Origin of the sequence: Actinopolymorpha cephalotaxi, from assembly GCF_013408535.1 — a bacterium.
In the GTDB taxonomy this organism is placed as follows: domain Bacteria; phylum Actinomycetota; class Actinomycetes; order Propionibacteriales; family Actinopolymorphaceae; genus Actinopolymorpha; species Actinopolymorpha cephalotaxi.
In genome coordinates this window covers 698470-723478 of sequence record NZ_JACBZA010000001.1, presented here as the reverse complement: position 1 = coordinate 723478, position 25009 = coordinate 698470, and the positions used below count along the sequence as shown (strand labels likewise).

Sequence of the window (25009 nt, the reverse complement as noted above, 5' to 3'; positions counted from 1 at the left end):
GGTCGTTCCGGCCGTTCTGGTTCCGGTCGTTCAGGTGCCGTCTCAGAACAGTTCGAGTACCCCGGGGACATGGTGCGGCTCCTCTCCGTCGGCGGCGAACACGTACGCCCGCTCCCAGTCCGGGGTGATCGCCACCTCGGACCGGTCGGGGTAGTCGACGGGCGCGGTCACCGCGACGTTGGCCTCGCCCAGCCGGCCGTACAGGAAACTCGCCCGCTCGGTGGGGATCCGCTCGCGGTGCCGCACCCGCAGCGGCGCGCCGTCGGCGGTGTCCAGCAGCCACCCCTCCGGGCGTACGCCGACCCGCACCGGCCCGGTCGGCAACGACCCGGCGAGATTGTCCGGCAGCTGCCAGGCGCCTCCGGGCACGGTGACCCGGCCCGCGTCGATCGCCGCCGGGATCACCGCCATCGGCGGGGCGCCGACGAACGTCGCCACGAACAGGTTGGCCGGGGTGGAGTACAGCTCGTCGAACGTGCCGACCTGCTCGATCCGGCCGTCGCGCATCACCGCGATCCGGTCGCCCATGAAGATGGCCTCCTGCTGGTCGTGGGTGACGTACAACGTGGTGATCGCGAACTTCCGCAGCAGTTTGCGGATCTCCACCCGGGTGCGTTCGCGCAGCTTGGCGTCCAGGTTGGAGATCGGCTCGTCCATCAGGAACAGCTGGGGTTCCCGGACGATGCACCGCCCGATCGCCACCCGCTGCTGCTCGCCGCCGGACAGGGTGTCGGGCACCCGGCCGAGCAACTGCTCGAAGCCGATCCCCATCCGCTCGGCGGTCTCCCGGGTGCGCTGCTCGGCCTCCTCCTCGGTGCGGTCGTGCACCTCGAAGTAGTAGGCCAGGTTGCCCTTCCCCTTCATCGACGGGTAGAGCGCGTAGTCCTGGAACACCATGCCCACACCGCGTTCCTGCGGGCGTACGTAGGTGACGTCCTGGCCGTTGTAGAGGACGCGGCCGGACTCGGGGTACTCGAGCCCCGCGACCACCTTGAGCAGGGTGGACTTGCCACAGCCGGACGAGCCCACCACGCTGACCGTCTCACCCTCGGCGAGGGACAGGCTCACCCCGTCCAGGGCCGGCCGGCCCCCGCCGTGCGGGTCGACCACCTGCTCGGCCTGGTAGCGCTTGCGTACCTGCTCGATCTCGATCGACGCCATCGGCCATCCTCACTTCAGGCCGCGCAGGCGGATGCCGCGCAGCAGGTACTCACGGCAGACGATGAACGCGATGAACACCGGCAGCGACTGCAGGATGCCGAGCACCATCAGGCCGTTCCACGACATGCCGGCGGACAGGATCTGCTGCATCTGCTGGGCCGCCGCGCTGGCCTGGTTGGCGTCCGTCGCGCCCGCCTGGGTGAACTTCTGCAACAGGTTGTAGATCTCCACCGAGGCCGGCATCTTGTCCGGACTCTGCAACACCACCAGCGGCCACAGGAACTGGTCCCAGGCGCCGCTGAACGCACCCCAGATCGCCACGGCGTACACCGGCACACTCATCGGCAGCACGATCCGGCGGAAGATGTTGAACTCCGAACCGCCGTCCACTCGGGCCGCCTGGATCACGGAGTTCGGGATCGTGTCGAAGAACCCCTTGAAAAGAAGGAAGTTGAATGCCTGGAACACGATCGGCAGGATCACCGCCCAGTGGGTGTCCCAGATCCGGACGTTGGGCCAGACGAGGGTGTCGCTGCCGAAGAACGACGGCGCGTCCGGAAGGGCGAACGGGAAGTTGCGGGTCAGCAGGTAGTTGGGGATCAGGGTGAGCGCCGCCGGCATCATCAGCGTGCCGATGAAGAACAGGAACGACCAGCGGGCAAGGGGACCCGTCTGCAACTTGGAGTTGGCGTACGCCGCCAGCGAGGTGATCGGAATGCCGAGCACCAGCACCCAGAAGGTGATGTTCACCGAGTTCAGGAAGAACTGCCAGAACGGCCCGTCCATCAGGGTCGTCGCGGCGGTGTTGCTGCCCTGGACCAGGCTCACCACCAGCCGCCAGCCGGCCAGGGTCCCGTCGTGCGGCCACCAGGTCGGCGGGAACTGCAGCACCTCCTGGCCGGACTTGAACGACGTGATCGCCATGAAATAGAAGGGAAACAGGTGCAGGGTGATGCCGAGGCACAGGAACGCCACGACCAGCCACCAGGCGATCCGCAGCATCGGCTGCTTACGCCCCACGCGTGGGAAGAGCATGTCTTCGGTCCTCCTACCGTTCTACTGGTCCGTGGCCTACTGGTCGGGGTCCTCGCGGAAGAACCTGCGCTGGATGACGACCAGCACCATCGTCACCACGAAGAGGAAGACGCCGAGTGCGGTCGCGTCGGCGTAGCGCAGGCTGCGCATGAGCTCGTAGAGATACATGACGACGGTGCGGCTGGCACCGCCCGGCCCGCCGCCGGTCATGATCAGCGGAAACTCGAACGCCTGTGAGGATCCGATCACCGCGAAGATCAGCAACATCGAGATGACGGGTCGCAGCCGGGGCAGCGAGATGGTCCAGATCTTGCGCCAGAAGCCCGCGCCCTCGATCTCGGCCGCCTCGTAGTAGGAGGCCGGAATCCCCTGCAGGGTTGCCATGTAGATCAGCCCGGGCCCGAAGAACAGGATGCCGGGGAAGACCAGCCAGAACAGCACCTGGTTGCCGCTGTTGAGGAACGGCTGCGGCGACAGGTGCAGGACCTCGGTGGCCACCCACTGGAACAGGCCGTACTGCGCGTTGAACATGTACCGGAACAACAGCGTGCTGGCGATTCCCGACAACGGCAGGAACCACAGCAGCATCATCCAGCGGATGTGCCGGCGCGGCATCTCCATCAGCAGGATCGCCACCACCACCGGGATCATGAACGTCAGCCCGAGGCTCAGCACCGTGTAGATCGCGGTGACCTTGAACGCCTCGCCGACCAGCGGGTCCCGCCACATCCGCAGGTAGCTGGTCAGCCCGGTGAACTCCACCGGGCCGCGGAAGCGGGCGTTGGTGAAGCTGATGACGAACGCCATCAACAGGGGGTACCACCCCCACGACAGCTGGAAGAGGAACGCCGGCGCGACGAACAGCGCACCCTCCAGCCGGCGCCGGCGGCTCAGCCTGGGCGCCGCCACGGTGCTCTTTCCCTGCGTGGCTTGGGAAGTCGCGGTGCCGGGAGGTTCGGTCACCGCGGTCGGCGCCGCGGTCGGCGCCGCGCCCCGCGTACCTGGAGAGTTCCGGTCGTCGCCGGAGTTCTGGCCGGAGCCCGCGGCCCCGGGAATCACTCGTTCACCAGTCATCGGTGCCGCTCATCCCTTCAGGGCCGGCAGGACGGAGTTCTGGTACCACGGCGAGAAGACGTCGCGGTGGTAGTCCGGTGCGTTGTCCCGCCAGTAGGTGTCGTGCGCGCCGAAGTACTCCCGGGCAGCCTTGACGAAGTCCGGGTCGGAGGTGCTGGAGGAGAAGCTCCCCGCCTGCGCGTTCATCGTCGCCTGCATCTTCGCCAGGTCGCCGCGCAGGTCGAGGGTGCCGCGTTCGTTCGCCCACCGCGACGTCATGTCGTCGCGGGCGGTCCCGGTCGGCCCGGGGCTGAGCTCCGCAGGGAAGTAGAACGCCTCGTTCGGCACCAGCGGGATCTTCGACGCCCGGCGCACCTGATCCATGAACGGCTTGCCCCACGCGTCGTCGGGAGTGACCGGCATCTGCTCCAGCAGCCCGGCGAACAACGGCATGAAGTCGGCCCCGTCGAAGACCCGCTTGGCATCCTTGGTGGCCGCGTACGTCGCCTTCTTCTGCTCGACCCAGCCCGGTCCCTTCATCCACGCGTGCAGGCTGATCGCCTTGTCCAGGGCGAGGTCGTCCATGTCGGGTGAGAAGCCGACCAGGTCCACCTGTCCCTGGGTGGTGCCGGTACGCCCGTTCAGGCCTACCGGCTGGGTCATCCACCCCACGACGTCCTCCATCGGCTTCTTCAGCCGGGCGGCCAGGTCGGCCGGTGCGGTGTCACTGCCCGGCGTGTTGGCGAAGAAGATCACCGTGTTGTTGTGGATCGCGGCGTCGCCGCGGACGAACGCCGCCAGCGTGTCGCCGTCGCCCATGCTCACGTCGGCGAGCACGCTCTTGTCCTTGTAGACCATGTCCCGCATGCCCTGGATGAGCGGCACCCAGCGGTCCGCGCCGGACAGGTAGTCCCAGCGCCAGTTCCAGTTCGTCGACGGTGCGGGCAGCTTGCCGTGGAAGTCCATCCCGTCCGCGCTCATCCGCATGTTCAGGCCCCAGCCCTGCAGGACGATTCCCTTGCGCTTGCCCTCGGTGAGGCCCTTGGCGAGGGTGCGTACGTCGTCCCAGGTCCAGTCCGGCGTCGGTTCCTTCAGCCCCAGTTCGCGAACCAGGTCGACGCGGTAGTGCAGGCCGGTCCCGACGTTGTAGATCCACGGCGCGGCGTAGAACTTCCCGTCGACCTGCCACTTCTCCCAGATGGGCTTGACGTAGGTCTCCAGCTTGCCGACGATGTCGTGCGCCTTCAGATGCTCGGTCACGTCGGCCGACAGCCCCTGCGCCATCGCCGCGCGCACCGCCTGGCGGTTCCAGCCGCCGAGCACGTCACCGGGGAACATCGAGGGCGCGGTGCCGCCGGTGATCGCGGTGGACAGCGTCTGCTGGTTCCACACGTCCAGCTTGACGTCCTGGATCGTGACGCCGGGGTTCTTGTCCATCCAGGCGCCGAGCACGTCCGCGTAGGACTTCGTTCCCGGGTTGGCCTTCTGTTCCTTCTTCGTCGGCATCGGGCCCCACGGCCAGCCGCCCGACGTCTTCAGTACGACATGGCCGTCGGTGCTGGCACCCCGGCGCGCGCACGAGCTCAGTAGCCCGCCGCCGGCGGCGAGGAAGGTCCCCGACGCCATCAGGGACAGCATCTGCCGTCGGGTGGGCGCAGCCGCGGATCCTTGCGGCGCGGGCGTTCTCGGACTTGCGGGATCGGTGTTCATCGTCCCCTCCTCGTCGGAATCGAGGTCCACACGCCGCCGCCCGCGAGCAGGACGAGGAGCTCGTCGCCGCGGCCGGCAAGGTCGTACGCCGACGCCGGGTCCGGGGCGTCCTCGACGCGGCGCCAGCCGGTGTCGTCGGTGCCATCGGTACCGTCGGTGCCGGTCACTCGGCTGGTGCCCGGGCCGGGTGCCGGGCCGGACCCCGAGCCGGTGCTGGTCGGCAGGTCGTACGACCAGAGTCCGTCCCCGGTGAGGACGGCCAGGCCGGTTGGCGTACCGGTCATCGCCCGTACGCCTGTCTCGAAGGTCGCCAGGTGTTCCCAGCCGCCGTCGCCATCGCGGCGGAGCACCAGCCGCCCGATGCCGAGCACGGCCGGGCCGTCGGCGCCGGCGCGGGCGACGTGCACGTCCGGCCACGCCGTCTCGGCGGTGAGCTGCGTTCGCCAGGTCCGGCCGCCGTCGCCGGAGTCGAAGACGGTCACGAGATTGCGCCGGTGGTCGAACGTCGCCGCCACGAGTGCATCCTGCCCGGCCCAGCCCAGCGCGGCGAGCGGGAAGGTGCCGAACGGCGCCGGGTGCCGGCTCCAGGTACGCCCGGCGTCGGCACTGTGCAGCAGCGTGTCACCGTGCCGGGCCGGCGCCGCCCAGCCGCGCCCGTCCGCGGCGAACGCCAACCGGCCGACCTCCCCGACACTCCCCTCCACCACCGGGGTCCAGTCGGCGTCGGCCGGCGTCCGCCGGAACAGCCCGTCCGGCCCGGACGCCAGCAGCGCACCGTCGGGCGCGACTCCCAGCCCCAGCAGGGGAAACGGCACTCCCGGCAGCGACTGCCACTCGTTCGGCGCGGCGGCCGGACGGACGATCCCCGACCGGGGCCCGGCGAGCAGCGGCCGGTCGTCCCACCAGACCATCCGGTCCAGGTCGGCGGTGGAGGGCACGCCGACCTCGGACCAGGTGCGGCCGTCGTCGCGGCTGACCAGCAGGCCGGTGTCGGTGCCGGCGTACGTCGTCGTGCCGTCGGCCAGCAGGCAGTACACCGTCCCTGCCGGCTTCTCCGGTGCCGTCTCGTACCAGCCGGCGCCACCGGCGGACCGCCACACCCCCGCGCCGGACGTACCCGCGAGCAGGGTTCCGGCCGAGGTCGCGACCAGCGCGGTGACCGGCGCCGGGAGCGAGCCGATCGGCGCCCAGGTCCGCCCGTCGTCGGCGGAGCCCCACAGGTCGCCGGACTCCAGTCCGGCGACGACCGTGCCGTCCGCGGCCACCGCGAACGCCGCCACCGCGAACGCCGCCACCTGCTCGTCCGAACCCGGCAGATCGTGCCCCGGATCGTGCCCGGCCGGTCGCCAGGCCCGGCCGGCGTTCTCGCTGGCGAAGACGCCCTCCGGCGTACCCGCGAGCAGCCGCCCGCAGGGCGTGCGGGCCAGCGCGGTGACCTCGATGTCGGCCAGCCCGAACACCGGCTCCCACGTACGCCCACCGTCGGCGCTGCGGAGTACGCCGTCCCCGAGCGTGGCCGCGAGGACGACGTCGCCGTCGTGATCCTCGCGGTCCTCACGGCTCTCACCGGGGCCCGCCGGATCCACATCAGCTCCGGGCATCCGTACGTCGAGGAATGCCACCACGGGGGCGCCGCTCCCCTGCACCTGGGCGAGGTCCCAGCCGCCGGCGCCGCGGCGCGCGATCCCCTCAGCGCCACCGGCGAGCAGCCGGCCCGCCACGGTCCCGAGCGCGGCCACGCAGGTCAGCGGACCGTTCACCCCGGCCGCCGCGCCGCCGGACGCGCCGGACGCGCCGGCCTCGCCGGACGTGCCGGTGGACACCACCCCGCCGACCCCGCCCAGCCACAGTTCTCCCGGCCGGGGACCCGCCGCGGCGGACAGGATCGGGCTCGCCGGTTCACCCACGGCCGCTCACCACCGATGCCGACACCAGGACACCGGCGGTGGCGCCGGCCGCCTCCAATGCGGCGACGGCCACGCCCGCGACGTCGAGCACCCCGGCCGCTCGCATCGGCAGGCACCGATCGGTCAGTACGTCGATCCCGTGGCCGGGCCCGAGCGCGCGAACCGCGGCCAGTGCCACCCGGGGTTCGCGGCGGCCGGCGTTGGCGACCATCCGCAGGAACGGCGTCTCCAGGGCGGCCGCCACCGCGTCCATGCCGGCGGCACGGTCGGAGTCGGTGCAGTGCGCCCGCGCCGTGCGTACGGCATCAACGCAGTCCAGATAGGCCACCCCGCCGCCGGCCACCACACCGTCCCGCAGCGCGGTCCGGGCGAGCCGCACGGCCCGGCGGGCGGTCCGCAGCCGGTCCTCGCGTTCGGCCTCGGTGTCCGCACCCACCTTGACCGCACCGACCCGGCCGAGCAGACGCGCCTGACGCAGCCACATCCGGTCGGCGGTACGCGTGGTCGCCTCCGCGCCGTCGCCGAGCTCCCAGGCCCGGGTCCGCAGCCGAGCGGCCAGTTCGACGAGCGTGCCCCGGTCGCCGGCACCGCCGGCGACGGACAGCTGACCGGACCGCACGACGGCGCGCCGCGACCGGCCGGCGTACGCCGGGACGAACCGCTCGGGCGGGCGGCCGGACTCCGGCGACAGCACGGTGGCACCGGTCAGCAGCGCCAGGTCGGCGAGGTCCTCACCCTGCCGGACGCCGGCCGTGGTGAGGACGACCGGCGCGGTCACCACCAGCCCGCGGCGGTCGTTCAGCAGGCACGTCGTGGCTGCGCCGCCGGTCACGTCCCGGGCCACCAGCAGCAGCGGCGGCCGGCCGGGCAGCGCACGCACCGCCTCCAGGATCGGGACGACCTGCGCCGGGTCGTCGAGTACGACGTCCGCGACCACTACCGCCGGGTCGGCCAGGGTCAGCTCGGTGTGCGAACCGCCGAACGCGCCACCGCCGGACAGCAGCTCGGGCCCGGCCGGGCGAGCGGGCCACCGGCTGCCGTCCACGTAGTCGTGCGTCACGCCGGTACGTACGGACTCCTCCACCACGACCGCCCCGTCGGGGCCCAGCACGTCCAGCAGTTCCCCGACCGACGCAGCCAGCGCCCGGTCACCGCCGGCCGCCGCGACCAGCCCGGCCAGGTCGTCCCGCCCGGTGACCGGACTCGCCTGGCCCTTCAGCTCGTCGGCGGCGCACCGGACCGCGGCCGTGATCCCGTCCCGGACCAGCACCGGGTTGGCGCCGGCGGCCACCATCCGGCGCGCGTGCCGGACGATCGCCGCGGTCAGCACCGCGGTGGTGGCGCCGCCGTCGCCGTGCCGGGCGACCACCGTGCGTACCGCCTCACGCAGCACCGCGGCGCCCGCGTTCGCACCGCGTTCGGGCAGGGCGGTGACCCGGCGCGCGATGGTCGCCGCATCGGCCAGGCCCTCGGCGGTCCCGCCGCCGGCGTCGTTGAGCACCACGCCCCGGCCCGGGCCGAGGGTGAGCGCGAGCAGCCGGGCGAGAGTGTCGAAGCCGGCCGCCAGCCCATCGGCCCGGCCGGCAGCCGATGCAGTCGCGGTGGTCCTGGTTGTCATGGCATCAGCGCCTGTTCGCTGTCGTGGTCGAACAGCCGCAGCCCCTCGGGGGCGACGTCGAGGCGTACGGAGTCGCCGGGGGCGAGCGAGCCTTCCTCGCCGGCCCGGAAGATCGCGGCCATCATCCGGCCCGCTGTCCGCAGCCGGACCACCGTCTCCCCGATCAGCGGCTCCACGTCGGTGACCTCGCCGCTGATGGCCGCGTCGCCGTCGGCGGCCGGCACCAGCGCGTCGGGGCGGATGCCCACCGTCACTTGCTCCTTGCCGTACCGCGACAGCGTGTCGCTCCACGCCGGCGGCAGCGGGAGGGCCGTGTCTGATCCGTCCGGCCCGTGCGCGACGTACGCGCCGTTCACCGGCCGCAGCCGGGCGGGCAGCAGGTTCATCGGCGGGGAGCCGACGAAGCCGGCGACGAACACGTTGGCGGGGCGTTCGGCCAGCTCGTCCGGCGGGCCGATCTGCTGTACCCGGCCGTTGGCCAGCACCGCCACCACGTCGCCCATCGCGAACGCCTCGGTCTGGTCGTGGGTGACGTAGACGCTCGGGCGGCCCTTGTCGCGGTGCAGGGCGAGAATGTCGCGGCGCAGCCGGTACCTCAGCTTCGGGTCCAGGTTGGACAGCGGCTCGTCGAAGAGGTACGCGTCGGCGTCCTTCACCATCGCCCGGCCGAGCGCCACCCGCTGCTGCTCGCCGCCGGACAGGTCGGTGATCGGCGAGCTCAGCAGCGGGCCGAGGTCGAGCCGGTCCGCGGCCGCCCGGATGCGGCGTTCGATCTCGTCCTTGGCCACGCCGCCGCGGGCCTGCAGTCCGTACGCCATGTTGCCGAAGACGTCCATGCTCGGGTAGAGGCCGTACTCCTGGAAGACCATCCCGAGGTTGCGGTCGCGCGAGGGCAGCGAGGTCACGTCCCGGCCACCGATGACGACCTCGCCCGCGTCGGGATGCTCCAGCCCGCAGACGATCCGCAGGGTGGTCGTCTTGCCGCAGCCGGACGGGCCGAGGAGTACGAAGAACTGCCCGTCCTCGACCGTGAACGACATGCCGTCGACCGCCCGGTGGTCACCGAGCTGCTTCACCAGGCCGCGTACCTCCAGGGTGGGCACGGCAACCACTCCTTCCGGGATCAGTTCGCGGGTCGGATCGCTTTGTCGGTTGGCGATTCGGTTGGCGGATCGGTTGGCGAGTCGGCTCGCCTTGTAGGTAGACGGATCGGTCGGGGTCAGGTGGCCGGCGCGTCCGCCGCCACGTCGCGCATCCCCGCCCACTCCCGCCAGATGTCGGTCATGCACTCCCAGCGCACCGACTGGTGGTCGACGTGACTGAGCCGGAAGAAGATCGCATACCTGATGTGCGGGGAGGCGTTGCCGGCGATGCCGTGCCCGAGCTGGTAGTGGGCCAGCACCGCGTCACCGGCCCGGGCGGTGACCTGCACCGGCTCGGCCACCTCCACGTCCGGCATACCGTTTAGCAGGGAGTCCGGGCCGTGCTCGCGGAAGTAGCTCTCGTACCGGCGGTGGCTTCCCGGCCAGACGGTGAAGTTCCCGGCGTACGGCGTGGGTACGTCGCTGAGGAACACCCCCACCAGTGCGGTGAAGTTGGCGATCGTCCCCTTGGGCACACCGTTGTGCGGGCTGTACATGCCGTCGATGTGGGCGTGCGGGTCGTGTGGCGCGTCCGGGGTGGGGAAGCGCAACGCGATCTGACCGCCGTTCACCGGCGTGATCGCGCCCTCCCCGATCGCGGACTCCGCGACCTCCCACAGCGGGGACCGGTACAGCAGGTCGGTGATGGCCGGCGAGGTCTGCAGTTCGGGGGTGTAGGACCGGGACCGGAAGGTCACCAGCTCGTCGGGATGGATGCCCTCGGAACCGAGGGATCCGTTGATCGCTCGCAAGGCCGCGTTGACAAGCTCGCTGGGAACGATCCCGGGCAGGCGGACGAGACCGTCGTCGTACAACGCCTGTTTGTCGGCCGTGGTCAGCCGCATCTGTCGATCACCCTTGTGTGGTTGAGGTCGTGGAGGTGGTTGAGGTCGCCGAGGTGGTGAGGTTCGTGGTGGCCGAGGTCGTGGTGGCCGGCCGGGACCGCCGGACCGGCTCGTGTGGCGGTGCGGGAGGGTTGCGTGGTGCGGTGGATCCGCGGACCACCAGGTGCACGCCGACCCGGGTCTCCCGCCAGCCCATGTGCGGAAAGCGCAGCCGCTCGGTGAGGTTCCACACCGCCTGCATGCCGAGCAGTTCCTTGTCGACGGCGATGGTGGTGAGCCCGGGAACGCTGTGCGCGGCCATCGCGATGTCGTCGTACCCGATCACCGAGACGTCCGTGGGCACGGCGATTCCTCGTTCGCGGAGCAGGTCGATCGCGCCGAGGGCGGTGTTGTCGTTGCCGCAGAAGACCGCGGTCGGCGGCACCGGCAGGTCCAGCAGCGCGGCCATCTCCTCCCGCCCGCTCTCCGCGCACAACCGGCCCCCGCGGACGTAGGCGGGGTCGGCAGGGACGCCGTACTCCGCCAGCGCCCGGTGATATCCGGCCAGCCGCGCGGTGATGGAGTACGCCGTCGACGGCCCGGTGATGATGGCCGGTGGCGGGTCGCGGTGCCCCAGGTCGAGCAGGTGGGTGGTGGCCAGGTAGCCGCCACGATGGTCGTCGGCGCGTACGCAGTCCACCGGCAGGTCCTCGACCAGATGGTCGATCAGCACGCAGGGTGTCCCGGTCTCCAGCAACCTCGCGACGTAGCGGTGTTCGTGGTAACCCGCCAGCAGCAGCCCCTGCGCCTGCCGGCGGCGCAGCACCAGCGGAAGCCCGCGGCCGTCGAGGTCGCCGTCGTGCAGGGTTTCCATCACCAACGACACCCCGAGCGCCGCGATCGCCGACTGGGCGCCGTAGAGAACCGGGCCGTAGAAGGGGTTTGCCGGCCCGACGTAGTGCTCACCACGGGCCAGCAGGCCGAACGCCGAAACGCCCGCGGCGAGAGTGTCCGCCGGCCGCCGGCGCGGTTGGTAGCCGATTTCCTCCGCGGCCGCCAGCACCGCTGTGCGGGCCTGTTCGGAAACGGACGCATTGCTGGTGAAGACACCCGAGGCAGTGCCGATCGAAACACCGGCACGCGCAGCGACCTCGCGCAGTGTCGACCGCCGCCGTGCCCCCATCCGCACTCCTCGCGTTTCACTGAACATTCGGCAGATCCCTGTCTGCGTGGACGTTACGTGCACATGTCCGTAGCGGGGAACGCCCCTGTCCTGTCGTGGACAGGAGTCGGGCAAGCACTTTCGCACTCATTTCGACAAGTGAAGAGAACACTGAAAGTTCAGCCGTATTCGGCCGTCTGGAAACCGGCAACGCGCTTTCCGGAAAGCGTTCCGCGCGGTCGAATATGGCCATGCCGAAATGCGTTCGCCATTCGACGACGCGGCCGCGATGAGCCCCTACACCGGTCCCGTCGTCGACGCGCACCACCACGTGTGGGACCTCGGCCTGGGCGGGCAGCCGTGGCTGGTCGAGGAACCGATGATCGCGTTCCGGTACGGCGACTACGGGCGCATCCGGCGCGATTACCTGCCGGCCGACTTCCGCGCCGACGTCGCCACCGTCGCCGGCCGCGGGCTCGACGTGGTGGGCAGCGTCTTCGTGGAGACGGAGTGGCGGGTCGACGACACGCTGTCGGAGATCGCCTGGGTGAGCGGGCTGGCGGAGAAGACGGGCGTGCCCAGCGTGGTCGTCGGGCACGCGGTGCTGGACGCACCCGACGTCGCCGAACACCTGGCGGCGGTCGCCGCCGCGCCGCTGACCCGCGGGATCCGGCACAAGCCCGGCGGCGCGCCCACCCCGGACCGGGCGCGGTCCGAACCCACGTCGATGACCGACCCGCGCTGGCGGGAAGGGTTCGCGAGGTTGGCGCCGCTCGGCCTGCACTACGAACTGCAGGTCCCGTGGTGGCACCTGCACGAGGCGGCCGACCTCGCGGCGGAGTTCGACCGCACCCGGATCGTCCTCAACCACACCGGGTTGCCGGCCGACCGGTCACTACCCGGACTGGCCGGTTGGCGGAACGCGATGCGACTGGTGGCGCGAAACCCCAACGTGTACTGCAAGATCTCCGGGTTGGGGGTTCCACACACCACCTGGACACCGGACCTGCAGCGGGAGGTGGTGCTCACCACCCTCGAGCTGTTCGGCCCGCAGCGGTGCATGTTCGCGAGCAACTTCCCGGTGGACGCACTGTGGGCGACGTACGCGCAGATCTTCGGCGGCTTCCAGGACCTCACCGCCGACCTGTCGGCGAGCGAACAACGCGCGGTGTTCTTCGGCACCGCGTGCGACTTCTACCGAATCGGCCCGGACCGGCTGTGGGCGGCGCCGACCGCCGGCTGACGCGCCGGTCCCGCTCCTGGTGCTTCGCAGGACACCCGGACCCGGGGTTCCCGGTCGCCACCCGCGTCAGTCGCCGTCCTCTTCGGGGACACCGGCGATGAGTGCCTCCAGGCCCTCGGCGTCGAGCAGGTCGACGGGCCGGACGGTCCGGTTGTGGCGTACGTAGTGGAACGCGGCCCGCACCTGCTCCAGCGGCAACCCGGTCAGCCGGGCCCACGCCAGCCGGTACGCGGCCAACTGCACCGTGCGGGCGGCCTCGTCCTCTGCGTCTCGTGGCGGTCGCCCGGTCTTCCAGTCGACCACCTCGATCGCGGTGACCGACCGGCCGCCGACGACCGCGGTCACCGACCCGGGTGAGCCGCCGCCTCTGACCGGGAACACGGCGTCGGCGCGACCGCGAACGACCACGCCGCCGACCAGAAGCTCGAACGGCACCTCGACCTCGAGCGGCTCACGGTCGGCCCACTCCGAGGCGAGGAACGCCTCCTGCAACGCGATGAGGTCGTCGTCGGGTTCGGCCTCCGCGTCGGCCGAACCGGGCAGCTCGTCGATGTCGAGCAACTGCTGCAGGCCGTACCGCGACTCCAGCCAGGCGTGGAACGCGGTGCCCCGCCGGGCCAGCGGATTGGGCGCGTGCGGGACCGGCCGGCGGATCGACCGCGCCAGCGCCTCCGGCTCGCGCTTCAACTGCACCAACTGGCTCACCGACATCCGGTCGGGCAGGGTGACGACGATCTCGTCGCGGTTCACCCGGCGGGCTCGTTCGGTGAGCAGCAGGTCGACGTCCCGCTGCCATTCCAGGGCCGCCTGCGCCACCTCCGTGGGAAGCTCACGCTCGGCCTCGAGCTCGGCCTTGGACCGGCGGACGAGCTCGGCTCCCACCTCCAGCTCGGTGCGGCGCCGCGAGGTGAGCGGGTCGTAGGGCCACGCGTGCCGGCGTGGCTGTGCGGTCAGCGGGTTCCCCGCCTCCAGGTCGACCTCACCGTGCCAGATGCCGACCTTGCCGGCACCGGCGCGGCAGGCGTCGGCGATCTCCAGGAGGTACTCCCCCGGCTCCCGCGGCCGTTGGGTCTCGTCCCAGCGGTAGCCGGAGCAGACCAGGAACTGCCGCGCGCGGGTGACCGCGACGTAGGCGAGCCGGCGTTCCTCGATCCGGGCACGCTCGCCACAGTCCTCGACGAACTGGTCGAACGCCTCCTTGACCTCCTTCTGGTCCAGCGTGTGCTCGACGTCGAGCACCGGGAGTGCGTCCCGGTCTCCGCGGAGCGGGAACGGCAGCGCGCCCAGGTCGGTCAGCCAGGCCTTGTCCTTCGCGCCGGCGGTCGGGAAGACGCCCTCCACCAGGCCGGGTACGAACACGACGTCCCACTCCAGACCCTTCGCACCGTGCACGGTGAGTACCTGGACGCGTTCCTCGGCGACCTCCACCTGCCCGGGCTCCAGGCCGCGTTCCTCGGTGTCGGCCGCGTCGAGGTAGGCGAGGAACGCCGCCACCGAGACGCCCTCGCCGCTCTCGGCGAACCCGACGGCGACGTCGAGGAAGGCGTCCAGGTCCGCCCGGCTCACCGCCACGTCGCCGGTACGGGCGGCGATCTCCACGTCCAGTCCGAGAGTGCGTACGACGTCGGCCACCAGGTCGACCAGCGGCTGTGCGGCCCGCCGGCGCAGCGATCGCAGCTCGTGGGCGAACAGCGTGAGCCGCCGGCGCCCCTCCGGTGAGAACCAGCCGTCTGCGGGTGCGGTGTCCACCGCGTCCAGGGCGTCGATGATGCTGGCGTTGTCCACGTCGTCGGGCTCGGCCTGCTCGTCCGACCCGGCCGACCCCGTTGACCCTGCCGACCCCATTGACTCTGCCGACCCTGCTGACGCTGCCGACCCTGCTGACGCTGTTGGCTCGGCCGATCCGGCTCCGTCCGTTCCACCCGTTCCTTCCGAGCCCTCCGATCCACTCGATCCGGCGCCGGACAGCCCGGGGGCGGCGGCCAGCCGGCGAGCCCACCGGCCGAGGGCGTCCAGGTCACGTGGGCCGATCCGCCACCTGGCCCCGGTGAGCAGCCGCATCAGCGCGTCGCCGCGGCCCGGGTCGGCGAGCACCCGCAGGGTCGCCACCACGTCGGTGACCGCGGGCGCCGACAGCAGGCCGCCGACGCCGACCACCTCCACCGGCAACCCGGCATCGCGCAACGCGTGGGCCAGCCGGTCGATCTGGCTGCGGCGCCGGACCAGCACCGCGACCGTACGTCCCGGCTTCCCCTTGGCGCGGTTGTCCGCGTCGGCGTCCCACACCGTCCGCGCGCGGACCGCGACGTCGGCCGCCTCGTCCTCCACGGTGTGGTGCAGCGACACCACGACCCGGCCCTTCGGGTTGGCCGGATGCGCGGCCAACTCTCGTACGTCGAGGCCGCCCTGACGCAGCGGCGTGGCCAGGACGTTGGCCACCGCGAGGACCGAGGAGCCGTTGCGGAAGCTGGTGGTGAGCGAGCGGGTCGGCGCGGACGCACCGCCGGAGGTGCGGAAGTGGCTGCCGAACGACGCCAGCGTCGCGGCGCTGGCGCCCCGCCAGCCGTAGATGGACTGGCACGGGTCGCCGACGGCGGTGACCGGGTGGCCGGTGCCGTCACCGAAGAGCCCGCGCAGCATCGCCAGCTGGGCATGGCTGGTGTCCTGGTACTCGTCCAGCAACACGATCGGGTAGCGCTCGCGTTCCCGCTCACCGACCTCCTCGAAACCCTCGGCCAGCTGGGCGGCCAGCGCGGCCTGGTCGGCGAAGTCCACCGCTTCCCGCTTGCGTTTCTCCGCCTCGAACGCCTGCACCAGCGGCAGCAGGGCGACCCGTGCCTGCTGGCGGGCGAGTGCCTCCGCGACGTTGCTGTACAGCGCCTTGCGGGTGCGCGCGACCGCGGGCTTGCTGGTCACGGTGGCCACCAGGTCGGCGGTGAAGTCGGCGATCTGCCTGGCCGTCACCAGGTGGCCGCTCATCTCGCCGTGCAGGGCGAGGACAGCGTCGACCACGGTGGAGAACGCCGCCTCCACCGCGTCCATCGGCCCGTCGTAGGTCTCCACCACCCGGGTGGCGTACTGCCAGGCGGTGGCCGGGGTGACCAGCCGTGAGGCCGGCTCGCGCCCGAGCCGCAACGCGTGTTCGGACACGATGCGCTGGGCGTAGGCGTCGTAGGTGGCGACGTTGACCTCGCCGGGCGGTGCGTCCCCGTCGGCTTCCACGCTGACGTGACCGCGGGCCCTCAGCTGGCCGAGCCGATGCCGGATGCGGGCCGACAACTCCCGTGCCGCCTTGCGGGTGAACGTGAGGCCGAGCACCTGCTCGGGCAGCACCAGCCCGTTGGCGACCAGCCACACGACCCGGGCGGCCATCGTCTCGGTCTTGCCCGAACCGGCGCCGGCGACGATCACGCCCGGCTCCAGCGGCGCCTGGATCACCGCGGCCTGTTCGGCGGTCGGCGGGTGCTGCCGCAACAGCCGGGCCAGGTCGACGGCGGTGTAGCGGACACCGTCGGCGCGGACCAGCGGCAGCGCGAGCTGGGTGGCGGACAGTCGGTCGGTCACGGGGTCACCTGGCCACCCTCGACGTGCAACGGGCAGGACCTCCGGGACGGGCACACCCCGCACCAGCGGTTCTCGGTGGCGTCGAAGTCGGCCGCGGCCATGCCCTCGGCCGTCTCCTCGACCAGCCGCTGCGCCCACTTCGGGTCCTCGGCGCCGGACAGCGGCGGCTGCGACTGCTCGGTGACCTTCGACCCGCTGCCGAGCTGGACCAGAACCGCGCCACCCGACCGCGGGCCGCCCTCCGCGCCGTCCTCTGGGCTGCTCTTGGAACCATCCCCGGGGCCGTCCGCCGTACCCTCCTCGGGGCCGCGCTCGAACCCGCCCTGCTCGACCGCGAGCTGGTAGGCGCCGAGTTGCGGGTGCATGGGCAGGTCGGCGGCCACCGGCTTGCTCTTGCCGGTCTTCAGGTCGACCACCACCAGCCGCCCCTCGGCGTCGCGTTCGAGCCGGTCGACCCGGCCGGACAGCACGGCCCGGCCGACCTCGACGGCGAACGTCTCCTCGGCCGCGGCCAGCTCCCGCGGGTTGCTCCGCAGCCAGCCGGAGAGCCGCTCGACCAGGGTGCGGGCGTGTTCGTGCTGGCGGCGGGAGTGCCAGCCGGTGCCGCTGTCCAGCCGCGCCCAGCGGGTCTCGAACGCCGACATGATCTCGTCGGGCACGACCGCGCCGATCGCCACGTCGTACGCCAGGTCGTGTACGAGGGTGCCGACACCCTGGCTGAGCAGATCCCCGGCGTTGCCGCCGCAGCTTTCCAGCAGCCAGCGCAGCGCGCAGCGGGCGAACGCCTCCACCTTGCTGGGCGAGACCCGGACCTGCTCCTCCGGTCCGCGCAGCGGCGCGTCGTCGGTGAGCGGCGCCACGGCGTACCACTCGGCCGGATCGGCGCCGCGGATGCCGGCGGCGGCCAGCCGGGCGAGCTGGTGCGCGGCGGCCAGCCGGCGCGGGTCGTCGGGTTCGTCCGAGCCGGTGCCGGCGCCGGTCCCGTTGCCGGGGGCGCACACCACCGACCGCAGTTCGGCCACCACCGCCGCCAGCTCCAGACCGCGGGGCACCCGGGTGAGCGGACGCTCCTCGCCCGGGCCGCTCCAGGGCACCAGCTCGTCGACGAACCGGGACGGGTGCGTCTCCTCGCTGGACACGGCGGTGACGATCAGCCGCCGCCGCGCGCGGGTGACGGCGACGTAGAACAGCCGGCGCTCCTCGGCGAGCAGATGGCTCACCGTGACCACCGGCGACGGGTCACGCCCGGCGACCAGGTCGACCAGCGACTCCGAACCCAGCAGGGAGCCGCGCAGCCGCAGGTCGGGCCACACCCCCTCCTGTACGCCGACCACCGCCACGACGTCCCACTCGAGCCCCTTCGAGGCGTGTGCCGTGAGCACCGTGACCGTGTCGCCCTCCGGTGCCCGGGGCGCGAGCGTGTCGGCGGGAATCTCCTGGCCGAGCAGGTGGTCCAGGAACACCGCCGGACCTGCCGCCGGCATCCGGTCCACGAACCGCGCGACCATGTCGAACAGCGCGGTCACCGCGTCCAGGTCACGGTCGGCCGCGGACGCGCCCGGTCCACCGGACGCGGCGCGGCGTGCCCAGCGGTCGGACACCCGGCCGGCCGACCACACCGCCCACAGCACGGTCTCGGCGGTGGCGTTCGGCGCCTCCACGGCCTCGACGGCGGCGGTGAGCAGGTGCCCGATCCGGCGCGCCGGTGCGGTGGCGGCGGGATCGAGCGGGATCAGCACCCGCGGGTCGGCCAGTGCCTCGACCAGCAGGACAGTGGAGGACCGCTTGCCCCCGGCGGCCAGCTCGCTGCGGCGCAGCTCCTGCCGCAGCCGGCGCAGGGCGAGCGCGTCGGCGCCGCCGTACGGGCTGACCAACAGGTCGAGGGTTTCCTCCGAAGTGAGCTCGGTGCGTTCCGTCGCGATCGAGAGGACGGTCAGCAGCGGGCGTACGGCCGGCTGGTCGACCAGCGGCGTCTCCTCCAGCCGGACGGTCGCGGGCACGCCGGCGGCGGCGAGGCTGCGGCGCAGCAGCGGGATGTACGACGCGGCGCGGACCAGCACGGCCATCCGCGACCACTCCACGCCGTCGACGAGGTGCGCCTCCCGCAGCCGCTGCGCGACGAACGACGCCTCCTGGTTACGGGTGTGCAGCAGATGCGCCTGCACCTCTCCCGGCGACGAGCCGGGCTCGGCGACCAGGCGGCGGTGCGCCGGCGGCCCACCCAGCCGGTCGGTGATCCGACGGGACGCCTTCAGCAGCGTGGCCCCGGCCCGGCGGCTGCGGGTCAGCGCCACCGTGGGCGCGTCGGTCCCGCCGACGGTGGGAAAGCGTTCGGTGAACCGGCGGATCGCCTCGCTGTCCGCACCACGGAAGGCGTAGATGGACTGATCGGGGTCGCCGACCACCACCAGCTCACGGCCGCCGCCGGCGAGCAGCCGCAGCAGCTCCTCCTGGGCGGGGTCGGTGTCCTGGTACTCGTCCACGAACACCACGGCCCGGTTGGCCCGCTCCCGGGCGAGCAGCTCGGGGTCGGCGCGCAGCAGGTCGACCGCGGCCCGGACCAGCTCGGCCGGGTCGTAGGCGGGAGTCTCCGGGCGCAGCGCGGTGATCGCGGCGTACTGCCGGGCGAACCTCGCCGCCGCCCGCCAGTCGTCGCGGCGCTGCTGCCGGCCGAGGGCACCCAGGCCCGGCGGCTCGATCCCCCGCTCGGCCGCCCGCAGCAACAGGTCGCGCAGCTCCTGGGCGAACCCGCGGGTGCCGAGCGCCGGCCGCAGCCGGGTCGGCCAGTCCTTCGCCCCGAACTCCTCGACGTCGCCGCGCAGCAGGTCGCGGATCATCAGGTCCTGCTCCGGGCCGGCCAGCAACCTCGGCACCGGCAGGTCGTTCAGCACCGCGTCGTTGCGCAGCAGACCGAAGGCGTAGGAGTGGAAGGTGCGGGCGAGCGGCTCGCGGATGGTGCGGTCGAGCCGGGCGGCGATCCGGTCGCGCAACTCGGCGGCGGCCCGCCGTCCGAACGTCAGCAGCAGCACGTGCTCGGGCTCGATGCCGTCCCGCTCGATCCGGTCGACCGCGGCCTCCACCAGCGTGGTCGTCTTTCCGGTGCCCGGCCCGGCGAGCACCAGCAGCGGACCCCCGCGATGCTCCACGACCCGCCGCTGGGACTCGTCGAGCTCGGGGCCGGTCAGCCGTGCCGGGTCGCTGGACCGGGGGCGCCGGACGAGGCGGTAGGCCGGCGCGCCCGAACCGCCGGGCGAGGCCGGGGAACCGGGCGAACCGGAGGAACCGGAAGAGACGGAAGAGACGGAAACGACCGACACGCCCCGCATTCCATCAGACCGCGCCGACAGCTCCTTCGGACAGCCCCGGGGGACAGCCCCCTTGGACAAGCCGGTCGGCAGCCGCCCGCGTCGTCCGCGAACGGCTGCCGACCGAGCGTGCCGCCGGGCCAGCCTCAGCCGACCGGCACGTCCCGTCGCCGTACGCCGGCCAGCCCGGCGACCACGAGCACCGCGGCGACCAACGTCAGCCACAGCAACGGCGTGGCGGACGCGTGCCCGCCCGGCAGCCGCGGGATGTGGGTGAAGGGCGAGAGGTCGAGCACCTTCTGGCTCAGGCCGAGCAGCACGCCCACCTGACCCACCAGCAGGAACGCCGCGAACACCGCCCAGGCGACCCCGGCCAGCCGCGGCGCCAGCCCGACCAGCGCCATCGCGACGCCGGCGAGCACCCACACCGCGGGCAACTGCACCATCGCACCGGCGAGGACGCGGGGCAGCTGACCCGCCACGTCGCCGGTGTTGGCGCCGTGCGCGAGTCCGGCGGTGATCCCGGCGGCGGCCAGCGCCACCGTCGGGCCGAGCAGCGCGAACCCGAGGTGGCTCGCCACCCAGGTCACCCGGCCGACGGCGGTGGCCAGGACGGGTTCGGCCCGGCCGCCGGTCTCCTCCGCGCGCATCCGCAGTGCCGCCTGCACGGCGTACGCCGACGCGATCAGGCCGAGCGTGCCGAGCATGGCCGCGAGGGTGGCGTCGACGATGGCGGACTGGCCGCCCATGCGCTGGAACATCTCCGTCAGCTGCGGGCTGCCGTTCATCATGTCGCGTACGCCGTCGGCCACCCCGCCGTACACCACGCCGAGCAGCGCCAGCGTGATGGTCCAGCCGAGCAGCAACCCGCGGTGCAGCCGCCAGGCCAGGCCGAACGCACCGGACAGTCCCGGCGAGGCCTGCGCCGGGCCCAGCCGCGCCGGCAGGATCCCCGCCCCGAGGTCGCGCCGCGCCGACAGGGCGGCGGCCACCACGGCGAGGAGTACGGTCACCGCGGCACCGAGGCCGAACACCCACCAGCGCTCGTCACCGTACGCCCGGACCGCGTGCGACCAGCCGATCGGCGAGAGCCAGGACAGCCAGGCCGCACCCGAGTCCGGACCGCCGATGTCGCCGGCGACCCGCACCACGAACGCCGCCCCGAGCACACCGAGCGCGATCGCGCGGGCCGCACCCGCCCCCTCGGTGAGCTGGGCGGCCAGGCCGGCCAGCGCGGTGAACACGCAGCCGCCCAGCGCGCACGCGAAGCCCAGCGCGTACGAGCCGGTGGCCGGCAGGCCCGCACTAACCAGGCCGGCCGCCATCAGCAGCCCGAAGGCGAGGTTCGCGCAGACCGTGACGAGCAGCGCGGCGGCCAACCCGGCCTGCCGGCCGAGGACGGTGGCGCCGAGCAGTTCGCGCCGACCGGCGTCCTCCTCGGTCCGGGTGTGCCGGACGACGGCGAGGATGCTGATCACCGCGACCACCACCGGGAAGAAGCCGACCCGCTGGGCGACCAGGCCGCCGAGCCCGCTGGCGTGCAGTGGGCCGTACAACGCCAGGAAGGTGGGGTTGGTCCCGGCCGTCTGGGCGTACTGCTCCTGTTGGGCCAGGGTGGGATACAGGTCGCGGGTCCCGGTCGCGAGGCTGGCCGGGAGCAGGCCGAGCAACACGATCCACAACGGCAGGACGAATCGGTCGCGGCGCAGGATCAGCCGCACCATCCGGCGGGTGCCGACGAGGGCGCTCATCGGGCCACCTCCGCCGGCTCGGCCCCGGACACGTCGTCCTGGTAGTGCCGCAGGAACAGCTCCTCCAGGGTGGGCGGCTGGCTGGTCAGCCCGCGCAGGCCGGAGCGGGTGAGCTCGGCCATCAGTCCGTCGAGTTGGCTGGTGTCCACCTCGCACCGCACCCGCGTGCCGTCGATCCGCAGATCGTGTACACCCGGCAGCGACGCCAGACCGTTCGGCGGGCTGGCCAGGTCGGCCTGGATGGACGTACGCGTGAGGTGGCGGAGCTCGGCCAGCGTGCCCGACTCGACCGTGCGCCCCCGCCGGATGATGCTCACCCGGTCGCACAGCGCCTCCACCTCGGCGAGGATGTGACTGGACAGCAGGACCGTCCGGCCACGCTGGCGTTCCTCGTGGATGCACTGCTGGAACACCTCCTCCATCAGGGGGTCCAGGCCCGACGTGGGCTCGTCCAGCAGCAGCAGCTCGACGTCGGAGGCGAGCGCGGCGATCAGCCCCACCTTCTGCTTGTTGCCCTTGGAGTACGCCCGGCCCTTCTTGCGCGGGTCGAGCTCGAACCGCTCCAGCAGGTCGGCCCGGCGGTGCGGGTCGAGCCCGCCCCGCAGCCGGCCGAGCAGGTCGATCACCTCACCGCCGGACAGGCTGGGCCACAGCGTCACGTCGCCGGGGACGTACGCCAACCGCCGGTGCAGGGAGGTGGCGTCCTTCCACGGGTCGCCACCGAGCAGGTTCACCTGGCCCGCGTCGGCGCGCAGCAGGCCGAGCAGGACGCGGATGGTGGTGGACTTCCCGGCGCCGTTGGGGCCGAGGAAGCCGTGTACTTCACCGGCGCGGACGCTCAGGTCGAGGTCGTCCAGGGCGACGGTGCGGCCGAAGCTCTTGCGGAGCCCGGACACGGAGATTGCGAGGTCGGTCATCGAAGTGTGTCCTTCGTCGTACGTGGAAGTCGTGGAGTCGGGGAGATGCGCTGCTACCGCTCGCGGGTGCCGGACCGGACCGGACCGTCCGGAGGTCCGTACGGATTCATTACGTCCGTCCGGATTCGTTCGGCTTGGCCGGCCCTGGCGTGGCCTAAGCGGCGGGGTCAGCGCGGCGGGTCGGAGTCGGCCTTGCGGGCGGCCGCGGTCAGCGCCCTGGAGGGGGCGACCAGGCGGCCGGTCGGCCGTACGGATGGGTGAGCGTTTGTCCGCCACGGCGCCGGAGCGCCCTGCAGCGAGCTCATCGCGGTTCTCCTCTGCCCCGGCGCAGTCGACGGATCGCGGCTGGCAACCTCCGAGGCGTACGATTCGCACGCTACATGAGATTCACACACTCGTGAAGTTTGTTTACAGCGTTATGCTGAGGAAGTTCGTGACCGGCTGCTGAAGGGTGAGGCGAGCATGACCACCGAGACCACGAGGGACGCCGGCCCGGCCGCGGAGCGCGACGAGGAGAAGGTACGCCGGTTCGTCGAACACATGGCGATGGTCTTCGAGGACTGGGGTTTCCCCAGGATGGCGGCCCGGGTGCTGCTGACGATGATGGCCGCCGACGAGGAGACGCTGACCGCCGGTGAGCTCGCCGAGCGGCTCGAGGTCAGCGCGGCCGCGATCTCCGGCGCGGTGCGCTACCTGCAGCACCTGGGGATGCTGAGCCGGGAGCCGGTGCCCGGCTCCCGCACGCATCGCTACCGGCTGCCCGACGACGTGTGGTACGAGACCTCGATCAACAAGCGCGGAGCTCTGGCGAACGTCGCCGCGCTCGCCGACGAGGGCGCTCGTTCACTCGGCGGCTCGGACACCCCGTCCGGACGGCGGATGGAACAGATGCGCGACTTCTACACCTTCATCGACGGCGCCCTGGTCGACCTGATGGCGAAATGGGAGGCGGAGCGCACCACGAAGGCGGAGCACAGGGCCAAGGCGAGGCGGAGCTAGGTCGGGCCCTCCTCGACCATGGGACCGTCCGCGGCCGCGCCGTCCCAGCGGGCCGCGGCCATGTCCACCCGGCCGGAGGTTTCCCGGAACGGCGCGCCTTCCGCGCGCAGCCGGCGCACCGCCTCGCCGGCGTGGCAGTCGGCGGGCCGCCCGTCCGCACGGACGACCCGCCACCAGGGAACGCTTCCGCCGTAGTGCGACATCACCCAGCCGACCTGCCGGGGACCGCCGTCCCCGAGATACTCCGCGACGTCGCCGTAGGCGAGCACGGCGCCGGGCGGGATGCGCTCCACGACGGAGAGCACCCGCTCGACGTACTCCTCGGACGGCATCGGCTCGGTGGTCCTGCGGGTTCAGCCGCGGAAGCGGATCAGGCGGATCAGTAGGACGGCTTCTCGGGCTCGATCTGGCTGACCCAGGCTGAGATGCCGCCCGCGACGTGCACGGCGTCGGCGAAGCCCGCGCCCTTGGCCGCGGCCAGTGCCTCCGCGGAGCGGCCGCCGACCTTGCAGTGCAGCACGACCTGCTTGTCCTTCGGCAGCTTCTCGAACGCCTGGCCGTTGAGGAACTCGCCCTTCGGGATCAGCACGGCGCCGTCGATGTTGACGATGTCGTACTCGTTGGGCTCTCGCACGTCGACCAGGAAGAAGTCGCGCTCGCCCCGCTCCCGGGCGTCCAGCCACTGCTTCAGGGTGCGGACGTCGATGGTGGAGTCGACCACCGCCTCGGCCGCCTCGTCGGAGATCACGCCGCAGAACGCCTCGTAGTCGATGAGCTCCTTGACCGGCGCGGTCTCGGGGTCGCGGTTGACCTTGAGCTCGCGCCAGCTCATCTCCAGCGCGTCGAAGATCAGCAGCCGGCCGATCAGCGGATCGCCGATGCCGGTGATCAGCTTGATCGCCTCGTTGACCATCACCGAGCCGATGGAGGCGCACAGCACGCCGAGCACGCCGCCCTCGGCGCAGGAGGGAACCATGCCGGGCGGCGGGGGCTCGGGGTAGAGGTCGCGGTAGTGCGGGCCGTGCTCGGCCCAGAACACGCTGACCTGGCCCTCGAACCGGAAGATCGAACCCCAGACGTAGGGCTTGCCGAGGATGACCGCCGCGTCGTTGACGAGGTAGCGGGTGGCGAAGTTGTCCGTGCCGTCCAGGATCAGGTCGTAGTCGGCGAAGATCTCCAGGGCGTTGTCGGAGTCGAGCCGCTCCTCGTGCAGGTTGACCTTGACGTACGGGTTGATCTCGGCGATCGACTCCTTGGCGGACACCGCCTTGGGCTTGCCGACGTCGCTCTGCCCGTGGATCACCTGGCGCTGGAGGTTGGACTCGTCCACCACGTCGAAGTCGACGATGCCGAGCGTGCCCACCCCGGCCGCGGCGAGGTAGAGAAGGGCGGGACTGCCGAGCCCACCGGCCCCGATGACGAGGACCTTGGCGTTCTTCAGGCGCTTCTGCCCGTCCATGCCGACCTCGGGGATGATGATGTGCCGGGAGTATCGGCGTACTTCGTCCACACTGAGGTCGGGGGCTGGCTCGACGAGCGGCGGCACGGACACGTCTGACTCCTCAGATTGTCGGGTGTTCCTCTTCGGGGGCAACCACCGGTTTGCCTCCCATGTTCC

Annotated in this window: 18 protein-coding genes; 2 read left to right on the top strand and 16 right to left on the bottom strand. The window is 72.2% G+C overall.

The genetic code is table 11. The features are described 5' to 3' along the window. Positions 1-42: 42 nt before the first annotated feature. The 9 genes from FHR37_RS03260 to FHR37_RS03220 form a co-directional block, all read right to left on the bottom strand. Positions 43-1161: an ABC transporter ATP-binding protein gene (locus tag FHR37_RS03260; RefSeq protein ID WP_092886920.1), complete on the bottom strand. Its 1119-nt coding sequence runs from the start codon at positions 1159-1161 to the stop codon at positions 43-45. A 9-nt stretch (positions 1162-1170) separates the two neighbouring features. Continuing rightward, positions 1171-2196: a carbohydrate ABC transporter permease gene (locus FHR37_RS03255; protein WP_092886918.1), complete on the bottom strand. Its 1026-nt coding sequence runs from the start codon at positions 2194-2196 to the stop codon at positions 1171-1173. Positions 2197-2232: 36 nt separating this feature from the next. Then, positions 2233-3270 carry a carbohydrate ABC transporter permease gene (locus FHR37_RS03250; RefSeq protein WP_139239121.1) on the bottom strand — a complete coding sequence of 346 codons (1038 nt, stop codon included), beginning with the start codon at positions 3268-3270 and terminating at the stop codon, positions 2233-2235. Positions 3271-3279: 9 nt separating this feature from the next. Beyond that, entirely contained in the window at positions 3280-4875 is a 1596-nt protein-coding gene (locus FHR37_RS03245) for an ABC transporter substrate-binding protein (RefSeq protein WP_175542718.1), read from the bottom strand. Between the two features lie 80 nt (positions 4876-4955). Beyond that, entirely contained in the window at positions 4956-6866 is a 1911-nt protein-coding gene (locus FHR37_RS03240; protein ID WP_092886912.1) for a WD40/YVTN/BNR-like repeat-containing protein, read from the bottom strand. Next, entirely contained in the window at positions 6859-8484 is a 1626-nt protein-coding gene (locus FHR37_RS03235; protein WP_092886910.1) for a TCP-1/cpn60 chaperonin family protein, read from the bottom strand. Before FHR37_RS03235 ends, FHR37_RS03240 begins: the two co-directional genes overlap by 8 nt. Then, positions 8481-9587, bottom strand: coding sequence for an ABC transporter ATP-binding protein (locus FHR37_RS03230; RefSeq protein ID WP_139239119.1), 1107 nt, complete (start codon positions 9585-9587; stop codon positions 8481-8483). The genes FHR37_RS03235 and FHR37_RS03230 overlap by 4 nt, the downstream gene beginning before the upstream one ends. 116 nt (positions 9588-9703) lie before the next feature. Next, positions 9704-10471, bottom strand: coding sequence for a phytanoyl-CoA dioxygenase family protein (locus FHR37_RS03225; protein ID WP_092886906.1), 768 nt, complete (start codon positions 10469-10471; stop codon positions 9704-9706). A 7-nt stretch (positions 10472-10478) separates the two neighbouring features. Next, positions 10479-11633, bottom strand: coding sequence for a LacI family DNA-binding transcriptional regulator (locus tag FHR37_RS03220; protein WP_175542717.1), 1155 nt, complete (start codon positions 11631-11633; stop codon positions 10479-10481). Between the two features lie 238 nt (positions 11634-11871). Between FHR37_RS03220 and FHR37_RS03215 the strand changes: the two genes are divergently transcribed. Next, a complete protein-coding gene (locus FHR37_RS03215) occupies positions 11872-12855 on the top strand; it encodes an amidohydrolase family protein (protein WP_202818305.1) in 984 nt (327 codons plus the stop codon). A gap of 66 nt (positions 12856-12921) precedes the next feature. Here FHR37_RS03215 and FHR37_RS03210 read toward each other — a convergent pair whose 3' ends face one another. The 5 genes from FHR37_RS03210 to FHR37_RS03190 all read right to left on the bottom strand — a co-directional run bounded on the left by FHR37_RS03210 (position 12922) and on the right by FHR37_RS03190 (position 22697). Beyond that, entirely contained in the window at positions 12922-16419 is a 3498-nt protein-coding gene (locus FHR37_RS03210) for an ATP-dependent helicase (protein WP_175542716.1), read from the bottom strand. Continuing rightward, positions 16416-19736, bottom strand: coding sequence for an ATP-dependent helicase (locus tag FHR37_RS03205; RefSeq protein ID WP_202818304.1), 3321 nt, complete (start codon positions 19734-19736; stop codon positions 16416-16418). The genes FHR37_RS03210 and FHR37_RS03205 overlap by 4 nt, the downstream gene beginning before the upstream one ends. A 134-nt stretch (positions 19737-19870) precedes the next feature. After that, on the bottom strand, positions 19871-21475 hold the full coding sequence (locus FHR37_RS03200) for an ABC transporter permease (RefSeq protein WP_092886900.1): 1605 nt from the start codon (positions 21473-21475) through the stop codon (positions 19871-19873). After that, positions 21472-22392, bottom strand: coding sequence for an ABC transporter ATP-binding protein (locus FHR37_RS03195; protein WP_092886898.1), 921 nt, complete (start codon positions 22390-22392; stop codon positions 21472-21474). Before FHR37_RS03195 ends, FHR37_RS03200 begins: the two co-directional genes overlap by 4 nt. 167 nt (positions 22393-22559) lie before the next feature. Continuing rightward, entirely contained in the window at positions 22560-22697 is a 138-nt protein-coding gene (locus tag FHR37_RS03190; RefSeq protein ID WP_175542715.1) for a hypothetical protein, read from the bottom strand. A gap of 157 nt (positions 22698-22854) precedes the next feature. Between FHR37_RS03190 and FHR37_RS03185 the strand changes: the two genes are divergently transcribed. Continuing rightward, positions 22855-23391, top strand: coding sequence for a GbsR/MarR family transcriptional regulator (locus tag FHR37_RS03185; protein WP_092886896.1), 537 nt, complete (start codon positions 22855-22857; stop codon positions 23389-23391). Here FHR37_RS03185 and FHR37_RS03180 read toward each other — a convergent pair. Together FHR37_RS03180 and moeZ are read right to left on the bottom strand one after the other, a co-directional pair. Continuing rightward, positions 23388-23723, bottom strand: coding sequence for an MGMT family protein (locus FHR37_RS03180; protein WP_092886894.1), 336 nt, complete (start codon positions 23721-23723; stop codon positions 23388-23390). The genes FHR37_RS03185 and FHR37_RS03180 overlap by 4 nt on opposite strands. 47 nt (positions 23724-23770) lie before the next feature. Continuing rightward, complete coding sequence (gene moeZ / locus FHR37_RS03175; protein ID WP_092886892.1) at positions 23771-24943, bottom strand: adenylyltransferase/sulfurtransferase MoeZ; 1173 nt, start codon at positions 24941-24943, stop codon at positions 23771-23773. Positions 24944-25009: the final 66 nt, after the last annotated feature.

Coding starts and splice junctions, on each gene's coding strand:
- FHR37_RS03235 (WP_092886910.1), bottom strand. CDS start 8,484: ATGACAACCAGGACCACCGCGACTGCATCGGCTGCCGGCCGGGCCGAT.
- FHR37_RS03245 (WP_175542718.1), bottom strand. CDS start 4,875: ATGGCGTCGGGGACCTTCCTCGCCGCCGGCGGCGGGCTACTGAGCTCG.
- FHR37_RS03215 (WP_202818305.1), top strand. CDS start 11,872: ATGCGTTCGCCATTCGACGACGCGGCCGCGATGAGCCCCTACACCGGT.
- FHR37_RS03190 (WP_175542715.1), bottom strand. CDS start 22,697: ATGAGCTCGCTGCAGGGCGCTCCGGCGCCGTGGCGGACAAACGCTCAC.
- FHR37_RS03255 (WP_092886918.1), bottom strand. CDS start 2,196: ATGCTCTTCCCACGCGTGGGGCGTAAGCAGCCGATGCTGCGGATCGCC.
- FHR37_RS03180 (WP_092886894.1), bottom strand. CDS start 23,723: ATGCCGTCCGAGGAGTACGTCGAGCGGGTGCTCTCCGTCGTGGAGCGC.
- FHR37_RS03250 (WP_139239121.1), bottom strand. CDS start 3,270: ATGACTGGTGAACGAGTGATTCCCGGGGCCGCGGGCTCCGGCCAGAAC.
- FHR37_RS03225 (WP_092886906.1), bottom strand. CDS start 10,471: ATGCGGCTGACCACGGCCGACAAACAGGCGTTGTACGACGACGGTCTC.
- FHR37_RS03200 (WP_092886900.1), bottom strand. CDS start 21,475: ATGAGCGCCCTCGTCGGCACCCGCCGGATGGTGCGGCTGATCCTGCGC.
- FHR37_RS03195 (WP_092886898.1), bottom strand. CDS start 22,392: ATGACCGACCTCGCAATCTCCGTGTCCGGGCTCCGCAAGAGCTTCGGC.
- FHR37_RS03220 (WP_175542717.1), bottom strand. CDS start 11,633: ATGGGGGCACGGCGGCGGTCGACACTGCGCGAGGTCGCTGCGCGTGCC.
- FHR37_RS03260 (WP_092886920.1), bottom strand. CDS start 1,161: ATGGCGTCGATCGAGATCGAGCAGGTACGCAAGCGCTACCAGGCCGAG.
- FHR37_RS03185 (WP_092886896.1), top strand. CDS start 22,855: ATGACCACCGAGACCACGAGGGACGCCGGCCCGGCCGCGGAGCGCGAC.